At 51.5% G+C, this 20662-nt stretch carries 18 protein-coding genes and 1 pseudogene; 13 read left to right on the forward strand and 6 right to left on the reverse strand.

From position 1 onward, the window contains the following. Window positions 1–121 (forward strand): annotated as a pseudogene (locus ACO0LL_RS28830) (IS701 family transposase); the annotation flags it as partial. A 450-nt stretch (window positions 122–571) separates the two neighbouring features. On the opposite strand, the gene ACO0LL_RS28835 reads toward ACO0LL_RS28830, so the two are convergent. Continuing rightward, complete coding sequence (locus ACO0LL_RS28835; protein ID WP_422954270.1) at window positions 572–1228, reverse strand: hypothetical protein; 657 nt, start codon at window positions 1226–1228, stop codon at window positions 572–574. A gap of 94 nt (window positions 1229–1322) precedes the next feature. After that, entirely contained in the window at window positions 1323–2231 is a 909-nt protein-coding gene (locus ACO0LL_RS28840) for a hypothetical protein (protein ID WP_422954271.1), read from the reverse strand. 431 nt (window positions 2232–2662) lie between these two features. Between ACO0LL_RS28840 and aspA the strand changes: the two genes are divergently transcribed. Together aspA and ACO0LL_RS28850 are read left to right on the forward strand one after the other, a co-directional pair. After that, the gene (aspA, locus tag ACO0LL_RS28845) at window positions 2663–4096 is read left to right on the forward strand and encodes an aspartate ammonia-lyase (protein ID WP_422954272.1); all 1434 of its coding nucleotides are present in this window, start codon (window positions 2663–2665) and stop codon (window positions 4094–4096) included. Between the two features lie 53 nt (window positions 4097–4149). After that, window positions 4150–5451 carry a dicarboxylate/amino acid:cation symporter gene (locus ACO0LL_RS28850; RefSeq protein ID WP_422954273.1) on the forward strand — a complete coding sequence of 434 codons (1302 nt, stop codon included), beginning with the start codon at window positions 4150–4152 and terminating at the stop codon, window positions 5449–5451. Window positions 5452–5605: 154 nt separating this feature from the next. On the opposite strand, the gene ACO0LL_RS28855 is transcribed toward ACO0LL_RS28850, so the two are convergent. Continuing rightward, entirely contained in the window at window positions 5606–6226 is a 621-nt protein-coding gene (locus tag ACO0LL_RS28855) for a hypothetical protein (protein ID WP_422954274.1), read from the reverse strand. 624 nt (window positions 6227–6850) lie between these two features. Here ACO0LL_RS28855 and ACO0LL_RS28860 point away from each other — a divergent pair. After that, entirely contained in the window at window positions 6851–7669 is an 819-nt protein-coding gene (locus ACO0LL_RS28860) for a hypothetical protein (RefSeq protein ID WP_422954275.1), read from the forward strand. Between the two features lie 141 nt (window positions 7670–7810). Here ACO0LL_RS28860 and ACO0LL_RS28865 read toward each other — a convergent pair whose 3' ends face one another. Then, window positions 7811–9034, reverse strand: a complete 1224-nt coding sequence (locus tag ACO0LL_RS28865; protein WP_422954276.1) for a YbfB/YjiJ family MFS transporter — start codon at window positions 9032–9034, stop codon at window positions 7811–7813. A gap of 152 nt (window positions 9035–9186) precedes the next feature. On the opposite strand from ACO0LL_RS28865, the gene ACO0LL_RS28870 reads away from it, so the two are divergent. Together ACO0LL_RS28870 and ACO0LL_RS28875 are read left to right on the forward strand one after the other, a co-directional pair. After that, window positions 9187–10131, forward strand: coding sequence for a LysR substrate-binding domain-containing protein (locus ACO0LL_RS28870; RefSeq protein ID WP_422954277.1), 945 nt, complete (start codon window positions 9187–9189; stop codon window positions 10129–10131). 360 nt (window positions 10132–10491) lie between these two features. Then, complete coding sequence (locus ACO0LL_RS28875) at window positions 10492–10722, forward strand: hypothetical protein (protein ID WP_422954278.1); 231 nt, start codon at window positions 10492–10494, stop codon at window positions 10720–10722. 136 nt (window positions 10723–10858) lie between these two features. Here ACO0LL_RS28875 and ACO0LL_RS28880 read toward each other — a convergent pair whose 3' ends face one another. Both ACO0LL_RS28880 and ACO0LL_RS28885 read right to left on the reverse strand, forming a co-directional pair. Next, entirely contained in the window at window positions 10859–11293 is a 435-nt protein-coding gene (locus ACO0LL_RS28880; protein WP_422954279.1) for a hypothetical protein, read from the reverse strand. A 719-nt stretch (window positions 11294–12012) separates the two neighbouring features. Continuing rightward, a complete protein-coding gene (locus tag ACO0LL_RS28885; RefSeq protein ID WP_422954280.1) occupies window positions 12013–12756 on the reverse strand; it encodes a ubiquinone/menaquinone biosynthesis methyltransferase in 744 nt (247 codons plus the stop codon). 208 nt (window positions 12757–12964) lie between these two features. Here ACO0LL_RS28885 and ACO0LL_RS28890 point away from each other — a divergent pair, with 208 nt between their 5' ends. The 7 genes from ACO0LL_RS28890 (at window position 12965) to ACO0LL_RS28920 (ending at window position 20611) form a co-directional block, all read left to right on the forward strand. Continuing rightward, window positions 12965–14179, forward strand: coding sequence for an IS256 family transposase (locus ACO0LL_RS28890; RefSeq protein ID WP_422954301.1), 1215 nt, complete (start codon window positions 12965–12967; stop codon window positions 14177–14179). A 323-nt stretch (window positions 14180–14502) separates the two neighbouring features. After that, complete coding sequence (locus ACO0LL_RS28895; RefSeq protein WP_162042857.1) at window positions 14503–14772, forward strand: hypothetical protein; 270 nt, start codon at window positions 14503–14505, stop codon at window positions 14770–14772. A gap of 77 nt (window positions 14773–14849) precedes the next feature. Next, the gene (locus ACO0LL_RS28900) at window positions 14850–15692 is read left to right on the forward strand and encodes a DUF692 domain-containing protein (RefSeq protein WP_422954281.1); all 843 of its coding nucleotides are present in this window, start codon (window positions 14850–14852) and stop codon (window positions 15690–15692) included. Between the two features lie 26 nt (window positions 15693–15718). Continuing rightward, the gene (locus tag ACO0LL_RS28905) at window positions 15719–16489 is read left to right on the forward strand and encodes a putative DNA-binding domain-containing protein (protein WP_422954282.1); all 771 of its coding nucleotides are present in this window, start codon (window positions 15719–15721) and stop codon (window positions 16487–16489) included. A 405-nt stretch (window positions 16490–16894) separates the two neighbouring features. Beyond that, window positions 16895–18580, forward strand: coding sequence for a hypothetical protein (locus tag ACO0LL_RS28910; protein ID WP_422954283.1), 1686 nt, complete (start codon window positions 16895–16897; stop codon window positions 18578–18580). Window positions 18581–18891: 311 nt separating this feature from the next. Beyond that, window positions 18892–19833, forward strand: a complete 942-nt coding sequence (locus ACO0LL_RS28915; RefSeq protein WP_422954284.1) for a hypothetical protein — start codon at window positions 18892–18894, stop codon at window positions 19831–19833. Between the two features lie 334 nt (window positions 19834–20167). Beyond that, entirely contained in the window at window positions 20168–20611 is a 444-nt protein-coding gene (locus ACO0LL_RS28920) for an NUDIX domain-containing protein (protein WP_422954285.1), read from the forward strand. The last annotated feature ends 51 nt before the right edge of the window (window positions 20612–20662 follow it).

Genomic DNA, 20662 nt, shown 5'->3' on the forward strand with positions numbered 1-20662 from the left:
ACGCCTCACCGACATTGCCAGAACTACCAAACAAACCGCTTATCGCATTAAACACGGCCTTTTGGACCATTACTTATGTCAGCAACTCAGAAATCCTTCTATTTCTATGCGTTTTGCGTAAGTCCTACTGATAATTTTTTTTCGTAGAAAAAAATACGCTACCAACGCAACCGAGCAGGTAATAGCTTGAACCGAAACACGTGCTGTAGAATTTTTCTGTGCGCCAAATAATTTAAAAAAATTATCGTCAGTACAAAAACAGCAAGTGATACCGAAACAAAAACTAAAGCCAGGGTGAACAGCTTTTTTGGATTCAAATCAAGTGCCTTTGAGTTTTCAAGATTCATACTTAACTTTGCGTAGTCGCACGCACGGCCAGGTATATTTTTCTGTCACGCAATTTTCCCGGATAGATCCCAGCCTGCGCTGGGATGACCTGAATATGGGTCGCTGGGCGCGACCTGACGGGCTTCGTTAAGCTTGCAAGAGCACGCTTCCTCTCGTTACTCTCACTGTAGGGTCCGTTGCGGCTCAAACTACTCAGCATCATTTTTTGTGCATCAATAATCTGTCATGCATTCAACTCTGGGAAAAAAAGCGACCCTTGAAAAGTAAGGATGCGTGCCACATTCTTGCTGAAATCCAGAGTCACCTTCAAATAATCATTCGCCCAGGATCTGTCGCCAACCGGGAAATTGGCTTCAAATTCTACACACCGTCCTTCACAGGGAAACCCCCAGGACAACAATCGCTTATCTGAATCCTGTAGCAATGGGGTGTCAAGGTTTTCAAAAAAACTTCCGACTGCTCTGATAAATTCTGCTTGTTGAACCTCGTTCAGCGGTCTATCGAAAAAGTAAACATGAAAACCCCGCACAACCGGTATTCTGCCTTCATCTTCTAATTCCTCACCTGAGACCAGCTCGCTGCCTTCTGGCAGCAATTCTAAAGGGTCTGACGATGCAAATTTTTTGGCATCAAGGAAAGCCCTGATACTGGTAACACCAAGTTCGCGGGCAATACGTAAATATTTGTGGCCTCTGGTGACAACGATGCCCTCATCTGCCAAGCTTACCCCGATGGCAGGAAGCGGAAACGGGACTGGCCGTGACAGCGTGTATTTCAGATGATCATAAACCTGGCTCGTATTACGATCAGGATACGAGATATCTTCTTTCACTGCCACAACAGGGATATTCGCTATTAAAGGGATAGACGCTTTTATCATCTGGATTTATCTTCAATCATAGTCAGTGCCACGTTCTCTTGATGGAATTTGCACAAAGCAATCCCAGTTCAGATCGAGATGATCACACTACTCCCTAGTTAAATTTAGCAAGCATGTCACTGAATAGTTTACTGCCGTCACCAAGCGCATGTGTTGCTGGTGATTGTCCGGTAAATATCCTGGTAATCTCTTTGGATTTTCTGTTGATGACGTACTGAAAGAATCGCTCTGACTTTCCGGCGCGCATGACTTCTGACTTTATCACCTCATTATCCCAGGCAATGATGGACAGGGTCTCTTTATTGGATCTCATGAAAGGTGGTACTTTGTCACCCAATTGCACGACCACCGTGGTGCTGACGTGAATTTTCTTTTCTATGCCATCAATGGTCATGATGGATTCGTTAACCGGAAAAGGCAAGTCTAACCAGGTGCCGGATGCCTTGATGCTGTTGCCCTGGTCTTCATAGGTCAAGCCGTGATATGCGCTGACAAAATCAATGATCTCACTCTCTTGCATGACGCTCATTGTAGATGTCTGTATCTTGGCGATATCCATCTTGCCCTGATTGACTCCGGTAAACATGGCCTTGCATATACCTGGCTGTTGCGCCGGTGGCGCACTGTCGAGCGCGTTAATCACCTGCTTGACCAGGATGTCACCACTGAGCTTGCGTGCGACTTTTTCTGCATCTGCCAGCAGGGCTTTGATATCAACAGTCGTGTCCTTGGCCTGAACTTTTGCAGTCAGCTTTGCTGCCAGCACTGCCAGCTTGTCTGCCATTTCCTGGTTCCTGACTACCCATGCGGCCTTGACGGACTTGCCGCTTTCCCGCAAGTCAGGGTAGCGTTTTTCGCATTCGTCCACCACGGAAAACGTACCTTCCCTGGCCAGGGTCGCAGCAGACGCAACAACGCCCAGCCTCCATGCATCTTTGTCCGGCTGTTCACCTGCTACTGCTGCGCAATTCGCCAGCAGTAAGAGCATTGCATAAATTTTCATGATGTGATTTTCTGTAGAAAAATGATCACTACTGTAGCTCAGATTGGCAGAATTGTCGAAGCTCGTGCAGGTGATATTAGCTGCGTATCAGCTCACACATAATTTCACGCACAAGCAGCTTCGCTTTGCGGCCCCCCAATTTTTCCAGATGGATCCCTGCCTACGCTGGGATGGCCTGAATGTGCATTGCCGCTATCAACTTCCATCGTCGTGATCATCAATACCTAAAAATTATTTTCCACCGCCGCCATTATCGCTGCAGCAAACCCTGCCATTTCCCCACACATGCCGTCACCGCATCAAAGTATGCGTAATCAGAATAAGTAGGCCGTTTTAATTATCTACACTGCGTTGCGAAGTGTATTCATCTGCCTTTCATGGCCGGGTGCCATACACGCAAACCAAACCCACCCAACCACCAGGAGTTTATTTTGTCCATACCAGCGACCAGGATAGAGCACGATTTGCTCGGCGACCGTGCCGTACCGGCAGATGCTTATTATGGCGTGCACACGCTGCGCGCGATTGAAAACTTCCCGATTACGGGCACGCCCATCTCCAGCTACCCAGAGCTGGTGGCGGCGCTGGCGAGTGTCAAGCAGGCGGCGGTGGTTGCTAATCGTGGCCTTGACTTGGTCAGTGATGAACATGCCAAAGCGATTATCACTGCCTGTGAAAAAATTCGCCAGGGTGGTTTTCATGCGCATTTTGTAGTTGATGTGATACAGGGTGGCGCGGGTACTTCTACTAATATGAATGCGAATGAAGTCATCACCAATATCGCGCTTGAAGAACTGGGTTATGCGCGCGGCAGCTACAAGATCTTGCACCCGAATGAGCAGGTCAACCTGAGCCAGAGTACCAATGATGTGTATCCCACGGCCTTGCGGATTGCTGCTTACCAGGGCATCTTGCGTCTCGTGAGTGCGATGGAGGTGTTGAAAACGTCCTTCCATAACAAGGCACTGGAATTCAAGGATGTGTTGAAGATGGGCCGCACGCAATTGCAGGATGCGGTGCCGATGACGCTGGGGCAGGAGTTCAGCACATACGCAGTGATGATAGACGAAGACCAGGAACGCCTGCGCGAAGCGGCCAAGCTGATGTGCGAGATCAACCTCGGTGCAACGGCGATAGGCACGGGCATCAATACCCACCCTGATTATGCGCGCCTGGCCTGCCAGGCTTTGCAGGACATCACTGGCATACCGGTCAGTACCTCACCCAACCTCATCGAGGCAACGCAGGATGTGGGTTCGTTTGTGCAACTGTCGGGCGTGTTGAAACGTGTTGCGGTCAAGCTGTCAAAGATGTGCAATGACTTGCGGCTCTTGTCCAGCGGCCCGCGTGCGGGTTTTGGTGAAATCAATCTGCCTGCAGTGCAGGCTGGTTCGAGCATCATGCCGGGCAAGGTTAACCCTGTGATACCTGAAGTGGTGAACCAGATTGCCTTTGAGGTCATAGGCAATGATGTCACGATCAGTTTTGCGGCAGAGGCCGGGCAATTGCAGTTGAATGCTTTTGAACCGATTATTGCGCATAGCCTGTTCAAGAGTGTGTCGCACCTGTCCAATGGCTGCATGGTGCTGGCAGAACGCTGCGTCGATGGCATCACCGCCAACCATGAACGCCTGCGCGACATCGTCGAAAACTCCATAGGCATCGTCACTGCCCTGAACCCCTATATCGGTTACAGCGCCGCCACCGAAGTCGCGCAACAAGCGCTGCTGAGCGGCAAGAGCGTGTATAGCCTGGTGCTGGAAAAGAAACTGCTGACTGAAGCGCAGTTGAAAGAAATCCTGCAACCGCAAAGGCTGACCATGCCACGCCAGGTCGAAATAGGCGAAACGCTGATTACAAAATAAGGCGCGACCGCATCCCACAAAAAATTTGAACAAACAAACCTGAGGAGACACACATGAAAAAAAACAGACTGACCACATGGATCATCACCGGCATGGTGCTGGGGCTGATCACTGGCTATATCTGCCACCGCTATGCGGCAGATGCCGCGCAGGCCAAGACCATTGCCGGTTACTTCAGCATCGTCACTGACATCTTTTTACGCCTGATTAAGATGATCATTGCGCCGCTGGTGTTTACCACTTTGGTGGCGGGCATGGCGCATAGCGATTCTGGTTCGATAGGCCGGGTGGGTTTGAAGGCGATGAGCTGGTTTATTACTGCCTCATTGATATCACTGGCGATAGGCTTGCTGTTCTCTAACCTGTTTGAACCTGGCCGTTCGCTGGCGCTGACCTTGCCGGATGTGAATGCAACCACCAAGCTGGCGACTGGCTCGTTGAACCTCAAGGATTTTTTGACTCACGTATTCCCGCGCAGCTTCTTTGAAGCGATGGGCAATAATGAGATTTTGCAAATCCTGGTGTTCTCCATCTTCTTTGGCTTTGCCCTGTCTTCACTCAAAGGCAATGGCCCGCGTGTGCTGGTCAGTGCAATAGAAGAAACTGCGAATACCATGCTCAAGATCACCGACTATGTCATGCGCTTTGCACCGATAGGCGTGTTTGCTGCCGTGGCTGCGGCGATTACAGTGCAGGGGCTGGAAGTAGTGCTCACGTATGGCAAGTTCCTCGGCAGCTTTTTCCTGGCACTGGCCTTGCTGTGGATAATTTTGATTGCAGTAGGTTTTCTGTTCCTCGGGCGCGAGGTATTTCGCCTGATAGGCCTGATCAAGGAACCGATGATCATTGCGTTTTCTACAGCCAGCAGTGAAGCGTCTTATCCCAAGACCATAGAGCAACTCGAAAAATTCGGCGTCAGCAGCAAAATCACCGGCTTTGTACTGCCACTCGGCTACTCCTTCAATCTTGATGGTTCCATGGTGTATCAGGCGTTTGCAGTGATGTTCATCGCCCAGGCCTATGGCATAGAGATGAGCCTGTCGCAACAGATTACCATCCTGCTGGTGCTGATGGTATCGAGCAAAGGCATGGCAGGGGTATCCCGCGCATCACTCGTGGTAGTGGCCGCAGTGCTGCCCATGTTCAACCTGCCTGAGGCTGGTCTCTTGCTGATCATGGGCGTAGATCAGTTCCTCGACATGGGCCGCACTGCCACGAATGTATTGGGCAACAGCATTGCCACCTCAGTGGTGGCGAAATGGGAAGAAGGCAAAGAGCCTGTTGCCAGTGGTGTGCCGGCGAACGAGGCTTATGAGGAGCATGAGCCGGTGTTGGCGCGGGTGGCGAATAGTTAAGGTAGCGAAATATTGGTAGTGCTTGCAGGGATGGCGCGCGTGAGTGTGTCATCCCTTTTTTGTGGGGTGCGCCGTGCGCACCATCTCTTGGTCTTGGCAATATGAATACACGGTGATGCAGCGGTGCGCACGGCGCACCCTACTATGCATGGCTTCACTTAAATCGCATCGCTCTCAACAAAAGTATTGCTGCATCGTCTGCGTTTTGATCAGGTGCCGGTGGTCCCCAGCCCTTTTCTCTCGGCATCATCATTGGGGCATAGCTTGTGCCAACAATATGATAGGTTGTTTTACCGTTGACAAAGATATAGTTTGAAGACACATGGTGCGGCTGGTTTTTAACTGACACTTGATGGAAATAATGCAGAAAATTACCCAGCGTTTTGTTGCTTTGCAGCGTCGATAAAATAATATCTCCGTGCTTATCAAGCGCACTCTTGATCGTTTTTAATAAGGCCATACTGTCGCCATCCACTGGTGGTGGCAAAGTGATTACTTCATAGGTGACGGGGAATATGCGTCCATTTGACACGACTTTCACTACGTGTACCACGTTCGCTTCAGGGGAAAATTCAGAAATTTCCAGAGGCTGGGGGTCCAGTGCTTCAATCTCGCTCAGATCAAGACTGTAGGTTTTGTCTTTAAAAATCGCTGCCGCCTCAGTGGTTGCCGCGGTTGCCGTGATTGTCGCGGCTGCCGACACTGCAGGCACAAGCAAAGCCAGCATCAGTAGTACAAGAAAGTGAGGTAGCGCTTGCAGTCCTGGTTTTTTCATTGATCAGCCATGTTGGTAAATGAGAGTGTTTGCTATGCCGAGTTCGCACTTCAATGTGAGTACATTTTTTAGTGATATTGAATGCATATTGTGGATATAGTAAGCAACTTGCTGAGTTTTGAGAAGCTTGGTCTTAAAAAAATAGTTTGCAATGGCTATTGAACAGTATTCTGCAGACTATCGTATCCGCTGTGTAGAAGCTTTGTCGTGCACTATGTACACATGAGGCGCATTGCAATGCGCCTCCCGTTAAGACTACGCTTATCCCTTTGCAAGCATCGCGCCCATATCTGTGATCAGGCATCCCTACTCTGCAACGGCTTTTGCTGTCATACCAGTAAGCTACTTGAAAACAGGTGTGTCAGCTACATCAGATTAATGCGACTAGCCACGACCCAGTTGTCATCAAAAAATTTTCTCCGATTAAAACATCTGCAATTTTTTATCGACGAAATCTGGCCATTATCAAGCACAGCACCTTCAAAAAAAGCATTTGTGAAAGACCTGCCTCTTTCTTGCAAGTATATTGTTCGATTACATGATTTAGGTGAGAACTAAATGGCCCCCCTATTTTTTGAGGGACATTCCTGCAGTAGAATGAAAGCCATTTTTCAGAGGGACATAATGGAAAAAAATCTTGAAGAAATGCTGCTATGGATTGACAGGGTAGAAATTGATTCTCTAGCAATTATGCAGAGGACGATAAAAAATGATGACGAGCTGCGGTCCAGCGGGGCTTTTAGTTCTGCGGCAAATAATCCTTGTCGAGGCGCTTACGATATGATGTTGCTTGCACAAGCCAGGTGGATTTTGCAAAGTGACTTAAATGCGGCGCGAGATCTATTGGGGAAAATCCCATTAATGGGTGCGTTAAGTGTGAGAGCATTCCAAGAAATGAATCTTGCTTATAACAAGAATGGTTTATGGGATAAGTCTAGCTTTGAATATTTCCCGTTTGTTCCTTTGTTAATAGGCTTGTTATTGGCTGACGCGAAGCAAGAATTCGAAGCTCTATGCAATGAGATAACAATATGTGCGACTTTTGATCAACATAGTCGCAAACATATTGCGGGAGAATTTGCATTTCAAATTGCAAATATCGGCGCTGGTAGGACTACATTGATTTCAAAAGAGGCATTTGAGAATACGCAAGCATTTAAGAGTTCGCATTTTATCTACGGTTACCACGAAATGCTGTATCACATTGCTCAGCATAATGCAGATGATTTTGAAAAGATCAGAGCGGAGCGTGAAGCGGAGTTTCCCAAACGTTCGCGCAGCCGGGTTGCACTTGGGCAGTTGGATAACTGGGGTATGGGCAAAATTGCTCAGTCCGTGACTTTTGACGCGCTGGGCACAGCGTTGTGTAGATTAGCATTGTGGCGTGGCATGGAAGTCAATGTGGATACGCGACTTTATCCTGAGGAGTTTTATGCAATCTAGTTTTTCGCTGTTCAATATCCAGTAAAAAACTTGCCCGGCCAGAGACTGTCACATTCACAAGGAAATATCTTTGCCGTACACAATGCACCTCCCGTTACGGCTACGCTTATCTCCATGCAGGCATCACCACCACATCCGTAATCAGGCATCCCTGCTCTCCAAAGGCTTTTGCTGCCATGCCATAATGCCACCCACCAGCAACGTCAGGCCAGAGAATATCAGGCCACGTTCCAACCCGCCCTGGCCGTCAGCGATCCAGCCCACGATGGTGGGGCCAACGATCTGGCCCAGCGCAAATACGGTAGTGAAGGCACTGATGCCTGCTGACCAGGCTTCTGGCCTGGCGTTGTGCCGCACCAGTGCCGTGGTAGATGCGACGGCGGACAAGAACACCGCGCCAAACAAAATGCCGGATGCAAACACGGCAAAGACATTGCTGCTCAGTGCGGGTAGCAATGCCGCAACACCCGCCAGCGCAGTCAATATCGCGAGTGACTGGCCGCCCTTGTAGCGGTCCAGCATGCCTGCCCAGATGCGTGACGAGGCCAGCACGGCCAGCCCCAGCAGGGAGTAAAAGGCAGTAATCGCAGGCGCGGGCATGCCCTGCTCTTTGAGCAGCGCAACGACGAAGGTCATATAACCTATATAGCCTGCACCAAACATGAAATAACCTGCCAGGCCAAAGCCAAACGCCTTGATGCTGAATGCGCTTTTGGCACCCGCCTGCCCGGCCAAATCCTGTATCGCCCGGACGGGCAGGCTCATGACGATGGTCGCCAGCAGGCAGGCAGCGCCCATCGCCAGCCACGGCCATTGCCAGGCATGTTCAACATGCTGCGCCTGTGCAGCAGCCAAGGTGGCAGGCACCAGCAAGGCAGACAGGGTGATGCCAAAACCCGTGCCACCGTAATACAGGCCTATCAACAGACCCGCACGCGCTGCATGCAAGCCACCCAGGCGCGAGATCAATACGCCACCTGCAATAAAAATCAGCGCGCTCGATATGCCCGCTAGTATGCGTTGCAGCAGCAAAAACCCGGTGGCGGTGACCATGCCGGACACCAGCATGAATATGCCCGTCAGCACCGCGCCACCTGTCAATAAGCTATGCGCACGATAGCGCCGCATCAATAGAGGCGTGATCAGTGCGCCTAAAAAATAGCCAAGCGCGTTACAAGTATTCATCACCCCTGCCAGCAGATAAGACCAGCCGAGGTCGGCGCGCATCGGTGGCAGCAGCAGGCCGTAAGAAAAGCGTGACAGACCCAGTGCAATTGCCGCCCCCAGTGACAATGCCAGAGCAGTCAGGACAGGGCGTTGCGCAGGGAAATGACTGAACAGCCTGGGCATGGTGATAGAGGTCATGGTAAGCAATTCAAGTGAGGTTACGGGCAACCGGGCAACAAGTTTTAGCTTCCTGCGATAGAATGCCTGTGAGTATAGTACTGCTCCTCATTTTATAGACAAGCTTACCAACTACAAACGCAATTTACACATGTGTTGCATGAACTAAATTCATGAGTAACCCGCTACTCCACCTGCCGCCGCTGGACGCCATCCGTGGTTTTGTCGCCGTTGCCCGGCGCATGAGTATTACCATGGCAGCAGAGGACCTGTGCCTGACGCAATCTGCCGTCAGCCGCCAGATACAAAGTCTGGAAGAACATCTGGGCAGCAAACTGCTGATACGCAAGCACCGCGCCATTGCCCTGACCCCGGCGGGTGAACAACTGCTAAAACTGGCCTCACCGTGGCTGGATCAACTCGCTGAATTTTCAGCTTCGCAGCGGCAACAGTTGCAGTCGCGCCCGGTCACCATGACATCGGCAGTCAGCGTGACTGGCTTGTGGATCTTGCCCATGCTCGGGGCTTTTCAGGCAGCGCATCCGAATATCGATGTACGGGTATCCGCCGACAACCGCATGCTGGACCTCAAAAAAGAAGGCCTGGATTTGGCCATACGCTATGCCCGCGCGGCGGATGTGCCAGCGCAGGCGATCAGGCTGTTCGGAGAAAAGATCATGCCGGTAGCCTGCCCCGCCATCGCCGCCCGTGCCTTTGGTGAACCAGAGGGCTTGCTCAGGGAAGTCTTGCTCGAACTTGATGAACGCGCCCTGCCCTGGCTGCGCTGGTCAGACTGGCTGAGCGCCACCGGCCTGCTCAGCATCAAGCCCGACGCCAAACCCAAGGCCTACCTGCACCTGAATCAGTACGACCAGGTCATCCACGCCGCCCTTGAAGGCCACGGCATCGCCCTTGGCCGCGCCGCACTGCTGCAACCAATGCTCAAGGATGGTCGCCTGGTAGCCCTCGAAGACCCGCGCCTGGGCAACAGCGACTATGCCTACTGGCTTATCGTTGAATCCACCGCGCCACGCGCTGAGGTGCAGGTGTTCAGGGAATGGATTATTGCGGCGGCAAAGCAAGCGGATCAAACAGCTGAAAGCCTGGCAGACGCCTGAGACCAGAGACATTGATCTGCGCTGAACGACACCATCGCCGTGACGTAGGGCGCATTGCAATGCGCCGTATGAGATCACCGCATCCTTGGGAAAATATCCGTGCCGTGCGCGACGCATACATGCGGCGCATTGCAATGCGCCCTACGACCGGGTATTTGCTAACCGTAGGAGCGGCTTCAGCCGCGAAGGTTTTTCAAGAACGACTTTTTCCCGATGTTGACAATGCAATGCCGGAACTTGCGAATGATTTGTTCAGCGATCATTCGCGGCTGAAGCCGCTCCTACAGTGTGCTGCTGTTTTGATTGCAAGCACGAATTTGGGGGCGTAAGATGTCTTGCAGAAGATACGCGACCAGGATCATGATGAAAAAAGCAAGAGCATCTTTTTGGGAACAGTCTGCAGGCTTTTATCTCGGCGCTGGCTTCGTCGGAGAAATACCATTGACACTGTTTTTGAAACTGGACATCAGCCGCCAATTTCTCGACAGGTACGTCGATTGGCCGCCACCAGTTTGGTTGGTGATGATGCTGGCGCTACTCGCTTACGTTTTTACATGCTGGGCAGGCTATCAATTAGGGTTTGGAGAATGAAATTTTTCCAGAAAGATGCCGTCGCAAGCATGGCGAATATCTGGTGAGTTTTTTCTGTAGGGTGCGTTTCAACGCACCAAATCGCCAATAATCAACAACGTGAAGAACAACGGTGCGTCAAGACGCACCTTACGGGCTATCCATCCCCGGACATCCCTGGAAAGGCCATCACTTGCGACAACATATATATAACCTGTCTGCGCTGTGACGTGTGTTCATTGTTGGTCTCCAGCATGGCAGCACATCTATGTGCAGCATATTGCGCATAGACACGGCAGGCTGACTCTATATCAGCAATTGAGAGTTGACTCAGATTTTCGCTGACAAATCGAGGGAGTAAGCCAATGGAAAACGCCACCGTTTTTGAGTAATTCTTGCAGTCCAAGATAGTACTTTTTCCGGCGTTTTTCTTTAACATCTGACGAAAGCTATCATACACACTCACATCATTTGGATCATAATCAGCTGGCCAGTCATCTCCGCAAGTTTCGCCAATCGCATGGATCTGTGCAATTTCCTGAGTCAATCCCAATATCATCAGGTTAGCAATATTTTCTGGAATCGTAAGCATGTGAGCGCCTTTGTGACTAATCATGGATGCTGGGATGTCGTGCACAAAATCTGAGATTATTGCATGTCCTGAGAAAGCAAAACACCATGCGCCATGCCCGCTTGCGGCGCATTGCAATGCGCCCTACGTCACGGCCATGTTTAAATAAGCCTTAGCTATGTGCGATTACGCCCCGCCGATTACATTGGAGCCCCGGATTTGTCACTGAGATATCTGTCCTCTTCCACATACACTGTTTTTTTCGCTGCCCGCCAACGTATAAACTCTACCACCATCAGCAGAGCCAGCAGGACAATCTGCGTACCGGGTCGCCAGGGGGAGAAAGCAGATACGATGATGAAAAGTGGAAGCGCAGTCAATTCTGCCCTACTCCTGTACGGAATAGTCCTGTCCCTTAGAAAAGCCTGGCAATGTGGGCATTGCGGCTTATAAGATTGTGGCCGGTACCATTTCACATTGGGCGGCCATAGTCCAGTGCCAACCTGGTCAAAACGGCAGGCGCAATCCGGGCAGCGGTATTTGCCAGTATCCTGTGCTGTGTTTGGTGCTAAAAATTCTGGTTCGCAATGAGGGCAAACCATATTCGGCGCGGCCAGATGAGCGCCGCAATTGGCACATTGAGATGCGCTATCTTTCATGAACTCTGGACTCTGTTTTATTAAATAGGGATGGATAAAGTTCGAAGTGCTGTAGGTACGCTGAGCTAATCCTGCCACTCGCTACCCCGGCTTCCGCGCAGTATGCACTGCCACTATCCCCAGCGACAATCTTTCAAACTGAACGTCACTAAATCCCATGTCCTGCATTTCTTTGGCGAGTTGCTCTGCCCCTGGAAATTCGCGCACGCCTTGCAGCAGGTATTTATAGGCGGATGCATCGCCGCCGGTGGCTATCCAGGCGATGGCGGGGGTGCAGATGGACATGTAGGTCAGGTAGGCCTTGTGAAGCCAGGCCAGGCGGATGTTCGAGGCTTCGAGGATGATGAGGCGGCCACGGGGGCGTAGTACCCGCAGGGCTTCTTGCAGGGCCAGGTGGCGCTGGCAGATTTTGAGGCCCAGCGAAATCGAATAGGCATCGACACTATCGCTGGCGATGTCAGGCATGCTGTGCATATCTAGCAGGCAAACGCGGACTTGCTCACCATGCTGGCCCAGCTTGCCTTGTGCAATCGCCAGCATTTGCGGGCTGATGTCGGAGGCGATGATACGGCGGCTGGCGGGTAGCTGCTTTGCCAGCACGCGCAACATGATGTCCCCTGTGCCGGTTGCGCCATCGAGCAGTGTTTGCCATTCTTCCTGCGCGATGATGTCGGCGACACGGCGCTTCCATGTACGGTGTATGCCAAAGCTGAACAGGTCACACAGCCTGTCATAGCGGCTGGCGATGCGGCCAAAGACGTCATCGTTGTGGGCGACGAATTCGGCGGCATTGCCGGATTGTGGTGTGTGTATCTGATCAGGCATGCTTATGATAAGAATAGAGGTAAGCCATGAGTGTAGCTTATAGCTCCGGCCAAAACACTTTTTCATCATCGCAGTGATGTAGGGCGATGGCCTTGACTCTCGGCATGAGCATTTTGTAGGGCGCCGGAGCCTGTAAATAAAAGTGTGTAAGTAATTCTGGTAGATGAACCTCCTATAATGAGGAATTGCCAAAATGACGACAAACGCCATGGAAAGAAGCAAACTGCAGGCGCTGGCCAAAGAGCTGGCGAAAGACATCAAGACCGAAGCTGATTTGAATGCGTTCTCCCGTGAGCTGCTCAAGCTCACGGTGGAAACAGCGCTCAATGCAGAACTGACCGAGCACCTCGGCTATGAGAGGCATCAGGACAGCACGCCAGGCAAGGGAAATACCCGCAATGGCAGCACTGTCAAACGCCTCAAAGGCCAGCATGGTGAAATCGAGATAGAAGCACCGAGGGACCGAGAAGGCTCCTTTGAGCCCCAGCTTTTGCGCAAGCACCAAAGCCGCTTAACCCAGATGGATGATCAGATTCTGGCGCTCTATGCCAAAGGCTTAAGCACCCGGGAAATCGTCGACGCGTTTAAGGAAATGTATGACGCCGACGTATCAGCCACCCTGGTCTCCAAAGTCACAGAACGGGTACTGGAACAAATTACCCAGTGGCAAGCCCGTCCTCTGGACGCGGTTTATCCCATCGTCTATCTGGACTGCATCGTTATCAAGATCCGTGACAACATGCGTGTCATCAACAAAGCCGTCTATCTGGCATTGGGTGTCAATATGGAAGGCCACAAAGATTTGCTGGGTCTATGGATGTCGGAGAATGAAGGCGCCAAGTTCTGGCTATCCGTCCTGACAGAACTCAAAAGCCGGGGCGTGCAGGATATCCTGATAGCCTGTGTCGATGGTTTGAAAGGCTTCCCTGACGCCATTGCTGCCGAATACCCACAGACCCGTATTCAGCTCTGCATTGTGCACATGGTGCGCAACAGCCTGAAATATGTCTCCTGGAAAGACTACAGAGAAGTCACTGCCGATTTAAAGCGCATCTACCAGTCTGCCACTGAAGAGCAGGCACTGGCAGAACTGGAACGCTTTGGCGGGTTGTGGAATCATCAGTATCCGCAGGTTGCCAAATCATGGACAAACCACTGGCCCAATCTACGGACCATCTTTGAATATCCACCAGAGATACGCAGGGCCATTTATACAACCAATGCCATCGAATCACTCAATAGCGTCATTCGATCAGCCACCAAACGCAGAAAACTGTTTCCCAATGATGCCTCTGCCATAAAGGTGGTGTATCTGGCGATACAACAGGCAGCCAAGAAATGGACCATGCCTATACAACACTGGCGACAGGCATTGAATCGCTTTGATATAGAATTTGGCGAGCGCATCAACGCTCACCAATAGTTCCGGGAGAACTTACACAGTTATTTTTACAGGCTCGTGCGCCGTGCGCACCGGCTCAGTTCCTTATTAATATTGACGCACAGCATCTATTGCTGCGCACGGCCCACCCTGTTCATCCTGATTTATGCCTTTCAAAGTTTTTTTAAAATATTTAAAAAAAAGTGTAAGTAATCTGAAATCCGTCCGACTGATGCTTAAGTTCTGCTTGTTGATGCTTACGGCAAGGCAAGTAAAGGACTTGGTTTAACTTTCAATAGAGCTTCAAAAGTAGTTGGCAGTATTTAATTACCTTCACTTATTTTATATTTTACGGAGAACACATCATGAAAAAATCTATCCAAACTGGCGCCCTGATCGCTGCTGCTGCCGCTACTCTGGCTTTGTCTGGTTTTGCTGTTGCTGCTACAAGCACCATCAGCGCTGGTGACAAGGTACATTGTGCTGGCATCAATAGCTGCAAAGGAACTAGCGACTGCAAAACAGCAGAAAACGCATGCAAAGGCCAAAATTCTTGCAAAGGCCATGGCTTTGTAGCAACTGCTGCTGGTCAATGCCTGGCCAAAGGCGGCAAAATCGTTGATCTGGATAAATAATCCAGCGTAATCGATGAAATGCGCTAGTCTGTTCTCAGGCTGGCGCATTTTCTGTTTTCACTCCATATATCTTCATCATGACAAATCCCCTCACCTCTTCCAGCTTTGGCCTGGGTTTGCGTACCGACCATTATCTGTCCATACTGGCCGATAAACCGGCAGTCGATTGGTTTGAGATTTTGTCTGAAAACTATATGGTGCCCGGTGGTAAACCGCTGGCGATGCTCGATGCGATACGCGCTGATTACCCGGTCGTCATGCATGGCGTATCGATGTCCATAGGCACACCGGAAGGCCCGTCGGATGATTATCTGCGTGACTTGAAAAAACTTATCGATCGAGTCTCACCTATGTGGGTGTCTGACCATATCTGCTGGACGGGTGTGCATGGCAAGAATATGCATGACCTGTTCCCGCTGCCGTATAACGAAGAAACCATCAGGCTTGTTGTCAATAATGTGCGCCGTGTGCAGGATGTGCTGGGGCGCAGGCTGGTGCTGGAGAATGTATCGAGCTATCTGCAATACAGCAGCGACAGCATGCCCGAATGGGAATTTGTCGCCGCGATTGCAGAACAGGCTGACAGCATGATTTTGCTGGACGTGAATAATATCTATGTCAGCAGTATCAACCATGGTTTTGATGCGATGGACTATCTGCGCGGCATACCGCTGGGCCGCGTGCAGCAAATCCACCTCGCAGGCCATAGCGACCACGGCACGCATATTGTTGATACCCATGACCAGCCGATTGCCGACCCGGTGTGGGATTTATATGCGCAGGCAATACGCCGCTTTGGTGCGGTGCCGAGCATGATAGAGCGCGATGACAATATCCCGCCGCTGGCAGAGCTGGTCGCAGAACTGGAGCAGGCACGCCGTGTTTGCGCTGACATACTTTCACCAGCCATCGCGGCATAAAGCTGACAAAAAAAAACTTGACGATGATGAATACCACGCAAACCCTGCAAGCAGATTTCCAGCAATTTATTTTAGGCCAGCGTGATGCGCTGAGCATGCACAAGCATCTGGCCGAGACACCAGGCCTGGGGCGTGATGCCCGCCTGGATATTTATTACCAGGCTTATCGCCTGCGTCTGCGCGATGCCTTGTCTGAGGCTTACGGCAAAACCCATGCTTATCTTGGTGATGAGATGTTTTACCAGGCTTGCGCGACATATATAGACGCGCATCCTTCGCCGTATCGCAATCTGCGCTGGTTTGGTGATGCATTTGCAGAGCAGTTGCGCACGCAGTTTGCCGAACACCCGCAAGTCGCTGAGCTGGCGCAATTTGAATGGGCGCTGGGTCTGGCCTTTGATGCGCCTGATCACGCTATCCTGAGCCTGCCAGACCTGGCAGGCGTACAAGACTGGGAAACCGTGGCTTTGCGCACCAGCGGCTCTTTGCAATTCATCCCCATGCAGTGGAATAGCGTGGCGATCTGGCTGGCCCTGAATGAAGACAGCGCTCCGCCCGATCCAGTATCGACAGAGCAGGCAACGACCTGGATAGTCTGGCGTAAGCAGTTGCAGGCGCATTTCAGGTCATTAAATGCAGCAGAAGCGCAGGCGCTGGCGCAACTTGGTGCAGGCATGCGCTTTGCCGATGTCTGTGAACAGGCGGCAGAAAATAATCCAGAGATAGCCAGTGAGATAGGTGGCTGGTTGCAGACCTGGGTGGTGGATGAGATGCTGGTGGAGGCGGTGGAAGCGTAACAGAATTTTTGCCAGTGCCGTCATGTAAAAAACCGATGGCAATCTAGTAGGGTGCGCCGTGCGCACCGCTGCATCGCCGTACATTAATATTGCCAGGACCATCAAACGGTGCGCACGGCGCACCCTACTTCTGGCATTCGGCTCCCGCAGCTTTAAATCTCCATCGCCGTACATGGCGTCCACATGCGGCGCATTGCAATGCGCCCCACGATTATCTTCTTGCATGCATCGCCGTCAACCTGTCCCTCCATCCCCCACAAGCAGCAAGCCCGCAAGCAATATTCCCACAGAGAAATTTTGTCGCTTTGTAAAGCAGTGAAACAATTTGACACAATTCACGCGGCAATGTTCTAATCCATGCTTTGCTACGGCGACATCCCAGCCTAACTGCTTCACAGATCACCCATGACATTTGACCCGCCGAACCGGAAAACCTCTGCTACTCCCTTCCCTGAGATCAATGTCAATGCAGGCGCATTGAGTCTTGAAGAATGGGAGAGTCCCGTCGCCAAAAAAGCAGCGCCTGCCCCTGCTGCTTCTGCTGCTTCTACTACTCATGCTGCTCCGCCACCGCCGCAATCGCAATCACCAACGCCGCCTAGCCAGCAAGAGTTGACCGGACATGATATTGCCTACCTCAATCCCAAAGAATTTCGCAATGGCCATCTGGGGCTGGAGTTTTATGCGCCGGGTAGCTGGAACGAGGTCAAGAACAGCCGCTCGCTGCATTTGCTGGACGCTGCCACCGGCACCAAACTCGAAGCGAATGGTTTTGCGCGCGAAGGTATATCGATAGAAAAATGGGTGGGCATGCGCCTGCACATCGTCGAGAAAGAGATGCCACACTTCAAGCAGGTAGCCAAACCCATTGTCATCAAGGGAGAGAACTGGGGCAACCGCATCCAGGGCATCGTGGCTGAATACAAGGGTATACAACCTGGCGACACTGAAGAAAGCCATCTGCTGATCTGCTGCATGCGCACCGACAGCATGCTGGTTTCTATCGCGATTACGGCCAAGGCTTCGGTGTTTACCATCAAGCGGCCAGTATATAACTGGATTTTCAGCCGCAGCGACATGGTGATGCCTGTGGCTGCGGGCTCTGCCTCTGCGAAAAGCAATGCGGCGGCCAGTGCAGGCAATGGCGCTGCACGCAGCACTACCATGGCAGACAGCGTATCGTCGGTGCAATACGCGAGCGCAGACGGCCATGATGTAGGCCGTCTCGCCATAGGCCAGCGTCTGTTGATATTGGGTATCGTGTTCTACTTTGTCCTGGCTGCCTGGGTAAATAAAATGGACTTCTCCAGCCGCGTAGAAATACTGGGCTTATGCTGTCTGGGCCTGATGACCATCTTCTGCAGCCTGCTTGGTTTTTTCCGCATGGCTGGTGGTTTTGGCTGGTCGGCTGTCAAGACGCTGTTCATGTTCATCCTGTCTTTTATACCGCTGGTGAATATCATCCTGATGGTGACCTATAACGTCAAGGCCACTGACCGTATCAAGCAAGATGGTTATAAGGTCGGCTTTCTGGGTGCGCGTGAAGCAATCCCTGATGATAACCATGACTTGCGCAATATCTTCCTGGTCAGCCTGGCGCTGACTGCCTGTCTGTTTGCGGTGTCAGGCAAAATCATCAAACCACCAAAAGAAGATCCGGTCGCCGAGTTTTCACCGCCTGACAACCGCTATTCCATCAGCATGCCAGGCACGCCAATTGAACAAGAGGCCCCAGCGGCCGAAGGTGTGTTCAACAATCATACCTATTCCGTGACCTCTGGCAAGATACAGTATGCGATCACGTCTTTTGACCTGGCCGTCCGACCCGCCGACCCAACGTATTTCCTGGATACGATCAAGGCAGGCATGGTGGGCCAGGGCAAGAACAAGATCAGCGTCATCAACGAAAACAGCATACAGGTAGAGGGCAATGCCGGACGCAGCGTTACCCTGTCTGCTCCTGGCGCGGTGAAGAAGGTGGATTTTTTCCTCGTTGGAAAAACCGTATACATCATCGAAGCAGGCGCACCAAAGGAGATGGCCGATTCACCCAAGATTGCGGCGTTTTTTGAGTCTTTCCATACAAATTGATTGCGCCCCTGCCTGGGTGCATTCCATCAACAGGGATGCACCCTACAGTCAAGGCTTAACATCGATAGCCATGTTGCGTCATTGAGTAGGGTGCGCCGTGCGCACCAGTGCATTACCATGCGTTTATATTGCTGTGGTTGATATTACTCTCGTCACAGATCGGTGCGCACGGCGCACCTTACACCTCACGTCATGCTGATCCTGAATCCCTCAACAACTGAGATTGCAATCGCAGTAGCTCTGGCGATGTGCGTCCGGTAAAATACGCCCGGACATTCCCATCCTGACCAGGTCTTAACAGCAAATTACCCATGCCCACGACAGAAAAAGTCAGCGTCAACCATCCACTTATCAGCATCGCTTTTTTTGCCAATTTGCTGCTGGTGCTATATTGCGTCATCCGCTTCCTGGCGTATTTGTTCCGCCCCAATTATGCAAGTGCAGACATGCTGTCCATCATGATGTTCATGATACCGGTAGGTGTGTCTCTCAGGGCTTGCTCGGAAGGCAGCAGCAGGCTCAGGCGCCTGCTTGCGGTGCTACTGAATCTGATGTTCTTGCTGATGGCTGTCAAGAGCATGTTCCCGCCAAAAAAAGTGCTTGAACCAATCAGCCTGTGGATCAGCATACCCTTTTCCCTGGGGTTTTTAATCAATGCCCTGGTATTGTGGAAAAAGGATGTCGTGCAAATCCGCGCCGTCAGTGACGAAGCTGAAGATGGAGAAGCCAGCAACAGCAGCGAGCAGGAAAGCCGCGAACACCACTGGACCATGACCCGCGTGGTCTTGCCACGCCTGTTGCAGGGCGAGGGAGCTGCCAGCTTTGTTGCCAGCCTCAGGCAAGATGGCACTGCCATCTTCACCCGCATCTGGATTAATTTTGGCAAAAGCAATATCAGCGACGCCAACAAGATCGTGCCCTGCCGCGGCATCGCCGTCTACACGGACACAACCCCATCCGGCAAAGAGCTGATCACCATACAGATGCCCAGGGCCATCGCCAGAGGAGAAGCCCACTTCATGGCCATCGTCTCAAACGGTCAGGATTCTGGCTACCAGACCTTCAGCCTTGAATACAGCATCATGCCGCGTGGCGGCAAAGCCTTCACCATGCTGACCGGCATACAGGATGGCTGCCGCAGCAATTACGGCCTCGGGCCAGTGCCAGACAAGGATGCGTTTGTGAAGGCTGTCACCGCCCTGCTGGAAAAACCAGAACCGCCCATGACGGCAATGAACGTGCCGTCGCTATGAGCAATACAGAATGTAGGTACGATTAGCGCAAGCGTAATCGTACGAATGTCAGCATTTATCAGTTGTTGAGATTTAAATTCTTATGCATTGCTTTTCCGGGGAACGACATCTCATCGAGAAGCTATTTTCATTCTGCGCAGTCTTTGAAAGACCGTAATTTCTCAGACATATCATGCGTACGATTACACGCTGCTAATCGTACCTATGCGGACTACAAACCAAGGCTACTATGCGCAAGCAAATCCGGGATGAAGTTATTTCTATCACTCCCCTCGACGCCATCGAGCGTGATGATATTTATCGTTGCCTTGCATGGATAGACTCTGGAACTGATTTGTGTCGTGTAGCAAAGCCAGCCACGCCGCCCATGCATCTTGTGTCCTATGTTGTCGTTGTAGATGACGGGCATATCCTGCTGGTCGATCACAGGAATGCGCAGTTGTGGCTTCCACCAGGTGGCCATGTTGAGCCAGGAGAGCACCCGCGTGTCACAGTTGATCGTGAATTGGAAGAGGAACTCGGCTTTGTAGCATCACATCCCATAGAGCCACCTCTATTCGTGACCATCACTACGACTGTTGGGCTCACGGCCGGACATACGGACGTTTCGCTATGGTACGTAGTACGCGCCAGCCGTCACCACAGCTTCAAATTTGACGAGGGTGAGGAGGGTGAGTTTAGGGATGCACGCTGGTTTCTGTTCGACGAAGTTCCACTTGAGCGTACTGACCCGCATATGAAACGCTTCCTTACCAAGCTGGCAAATAACAACGCCTGAGCATCAGGACCTAGCTACGATTACGCGCGGCTAATAGTAGTTACGCGGGCT

The sequence above is a fragment of the Undibacterium sp. TC4M20W genome (assembly GCF_049340245.1).
Classification (GTDB): Bacteria; Pseudomonadota; Gammaproteobacteria; order Burkholderiales; family Burkholderiaceae_D; genus Undibacterium.

Bases quoted from the DNA above. Each gene is read 5' to 3' on its own strand.
- ACO0LL_RS28880 (WP_422954279.1), bottom strand. From the start codon at position 11,293: ATGCTTACGATTCCAGAAAATATTGCTAACCTGATGATATTGGGATTG.
- ACO0LL_RS28855 (WP_422954274.1), bottom strand. From the start codon at position 6,226: ATGAAAAAACCAGGACTGCAAGCGCTACCTCACTTTCTTGTACTACTG.
- ACO0LL_RS28865 (WP_422954276.1), bottom strand. From the start codon at position 9,034: ATGACCTCTATCACCATGCCCAGGCTGTTCAGTCATTTCCCTGCGCAA.
- ACO0LL_RS28850 (WP_422954273.1), top strand. From the start codon at position 4,150: ATGAAAAAAAACAGACTGACCACATGGATCATCACCGGCATGGTGCTG.
- ACO0LL_RS28890 (WP_422954301.1), top strand. From the start codon at position 12,965: ATGGAAAGAAGCAAACTGCAGGCGCTGGCCAAAGAGCTGGCGAAAGAC.
- ACO0LL_RS28910 (WP_422954283.1), top strand. From the start codon at position 16,895: ATGACATTTGACCCGCCGAACCGGAAAACCTCTGCTACTCCCTTCCCT.
- ACO0LL_RS28895 (WP_162042857.1), top strand. From the start codon at position 14,503: ATGAAAAAATCTATCCAAACTGGCGCCCTGATCGCTGCTGCTGCCGCT.
- ACO0LL_RS28840 (WP_422954271.1), bottom strand. From the start codon at position 2,231: ATGAAAATTTATGCAATGCTCTTACTGCTGGCGAATTGCGCAGCAGTA.
- ACO0LL_RS28875 (WP_422954278.1), top strand. From the start codon at position 10,492: ATGATGAAAAAAGCAAGAGCATCTTTTTGGGAACAGTCTGCAGGCTTT.
- ACO0LL_RS28905 (WP_422954282.1), top strand. From the start codon at position 15,719: ATGAATACCACGCAAACCCTGCAAGCAGATTTCCAGCAATTTATTTTA.
- ACO0LL_RS28860 (WP_422954275.1), top strand. From the start codon at position 6,851: ATGGAAAAAAATCTTGAAGAAATGCTGCTATGGATTGACAGGGTAGAA.
- ACO0LL_RS28900 (WP_422954281.1), top strand. From the start codon at position 14,850: ATGACAAATCCCCTCACCTCTTCCAGCTTTGGCCTGGGTTTGCGTACC.
- ACO0LL_RS28870 (WP_422954277.1), top strand. From the start codon at position 9,187: ATGAGTAACCCGCTACTCCACCTGCCGCCGCTGGACGCCATCCGTGGT.
- ACO0LL_RS28885 (WP_422954280.1), bottom strand. From the start codon at position 12,756: ATGCCTGATCAGATACACACACCACAATCCGGCAATGCCGCCGAATTC.
- ACO0LL_RS28915 (WP_422954284.1), top strand. From the start codon at position 18,892: ATGCCCACGACAGAAAAAGTCAGCGTCAACCATCCACTTATCAGCATC.
- ACO0LL_RS28835 (WP_422954270.1), bottom strand. From the start codon at position 1,228: ATGATAAAAGCGTCTATCCCTTTAATAGCGAATATCCCTGTTGTGGCA.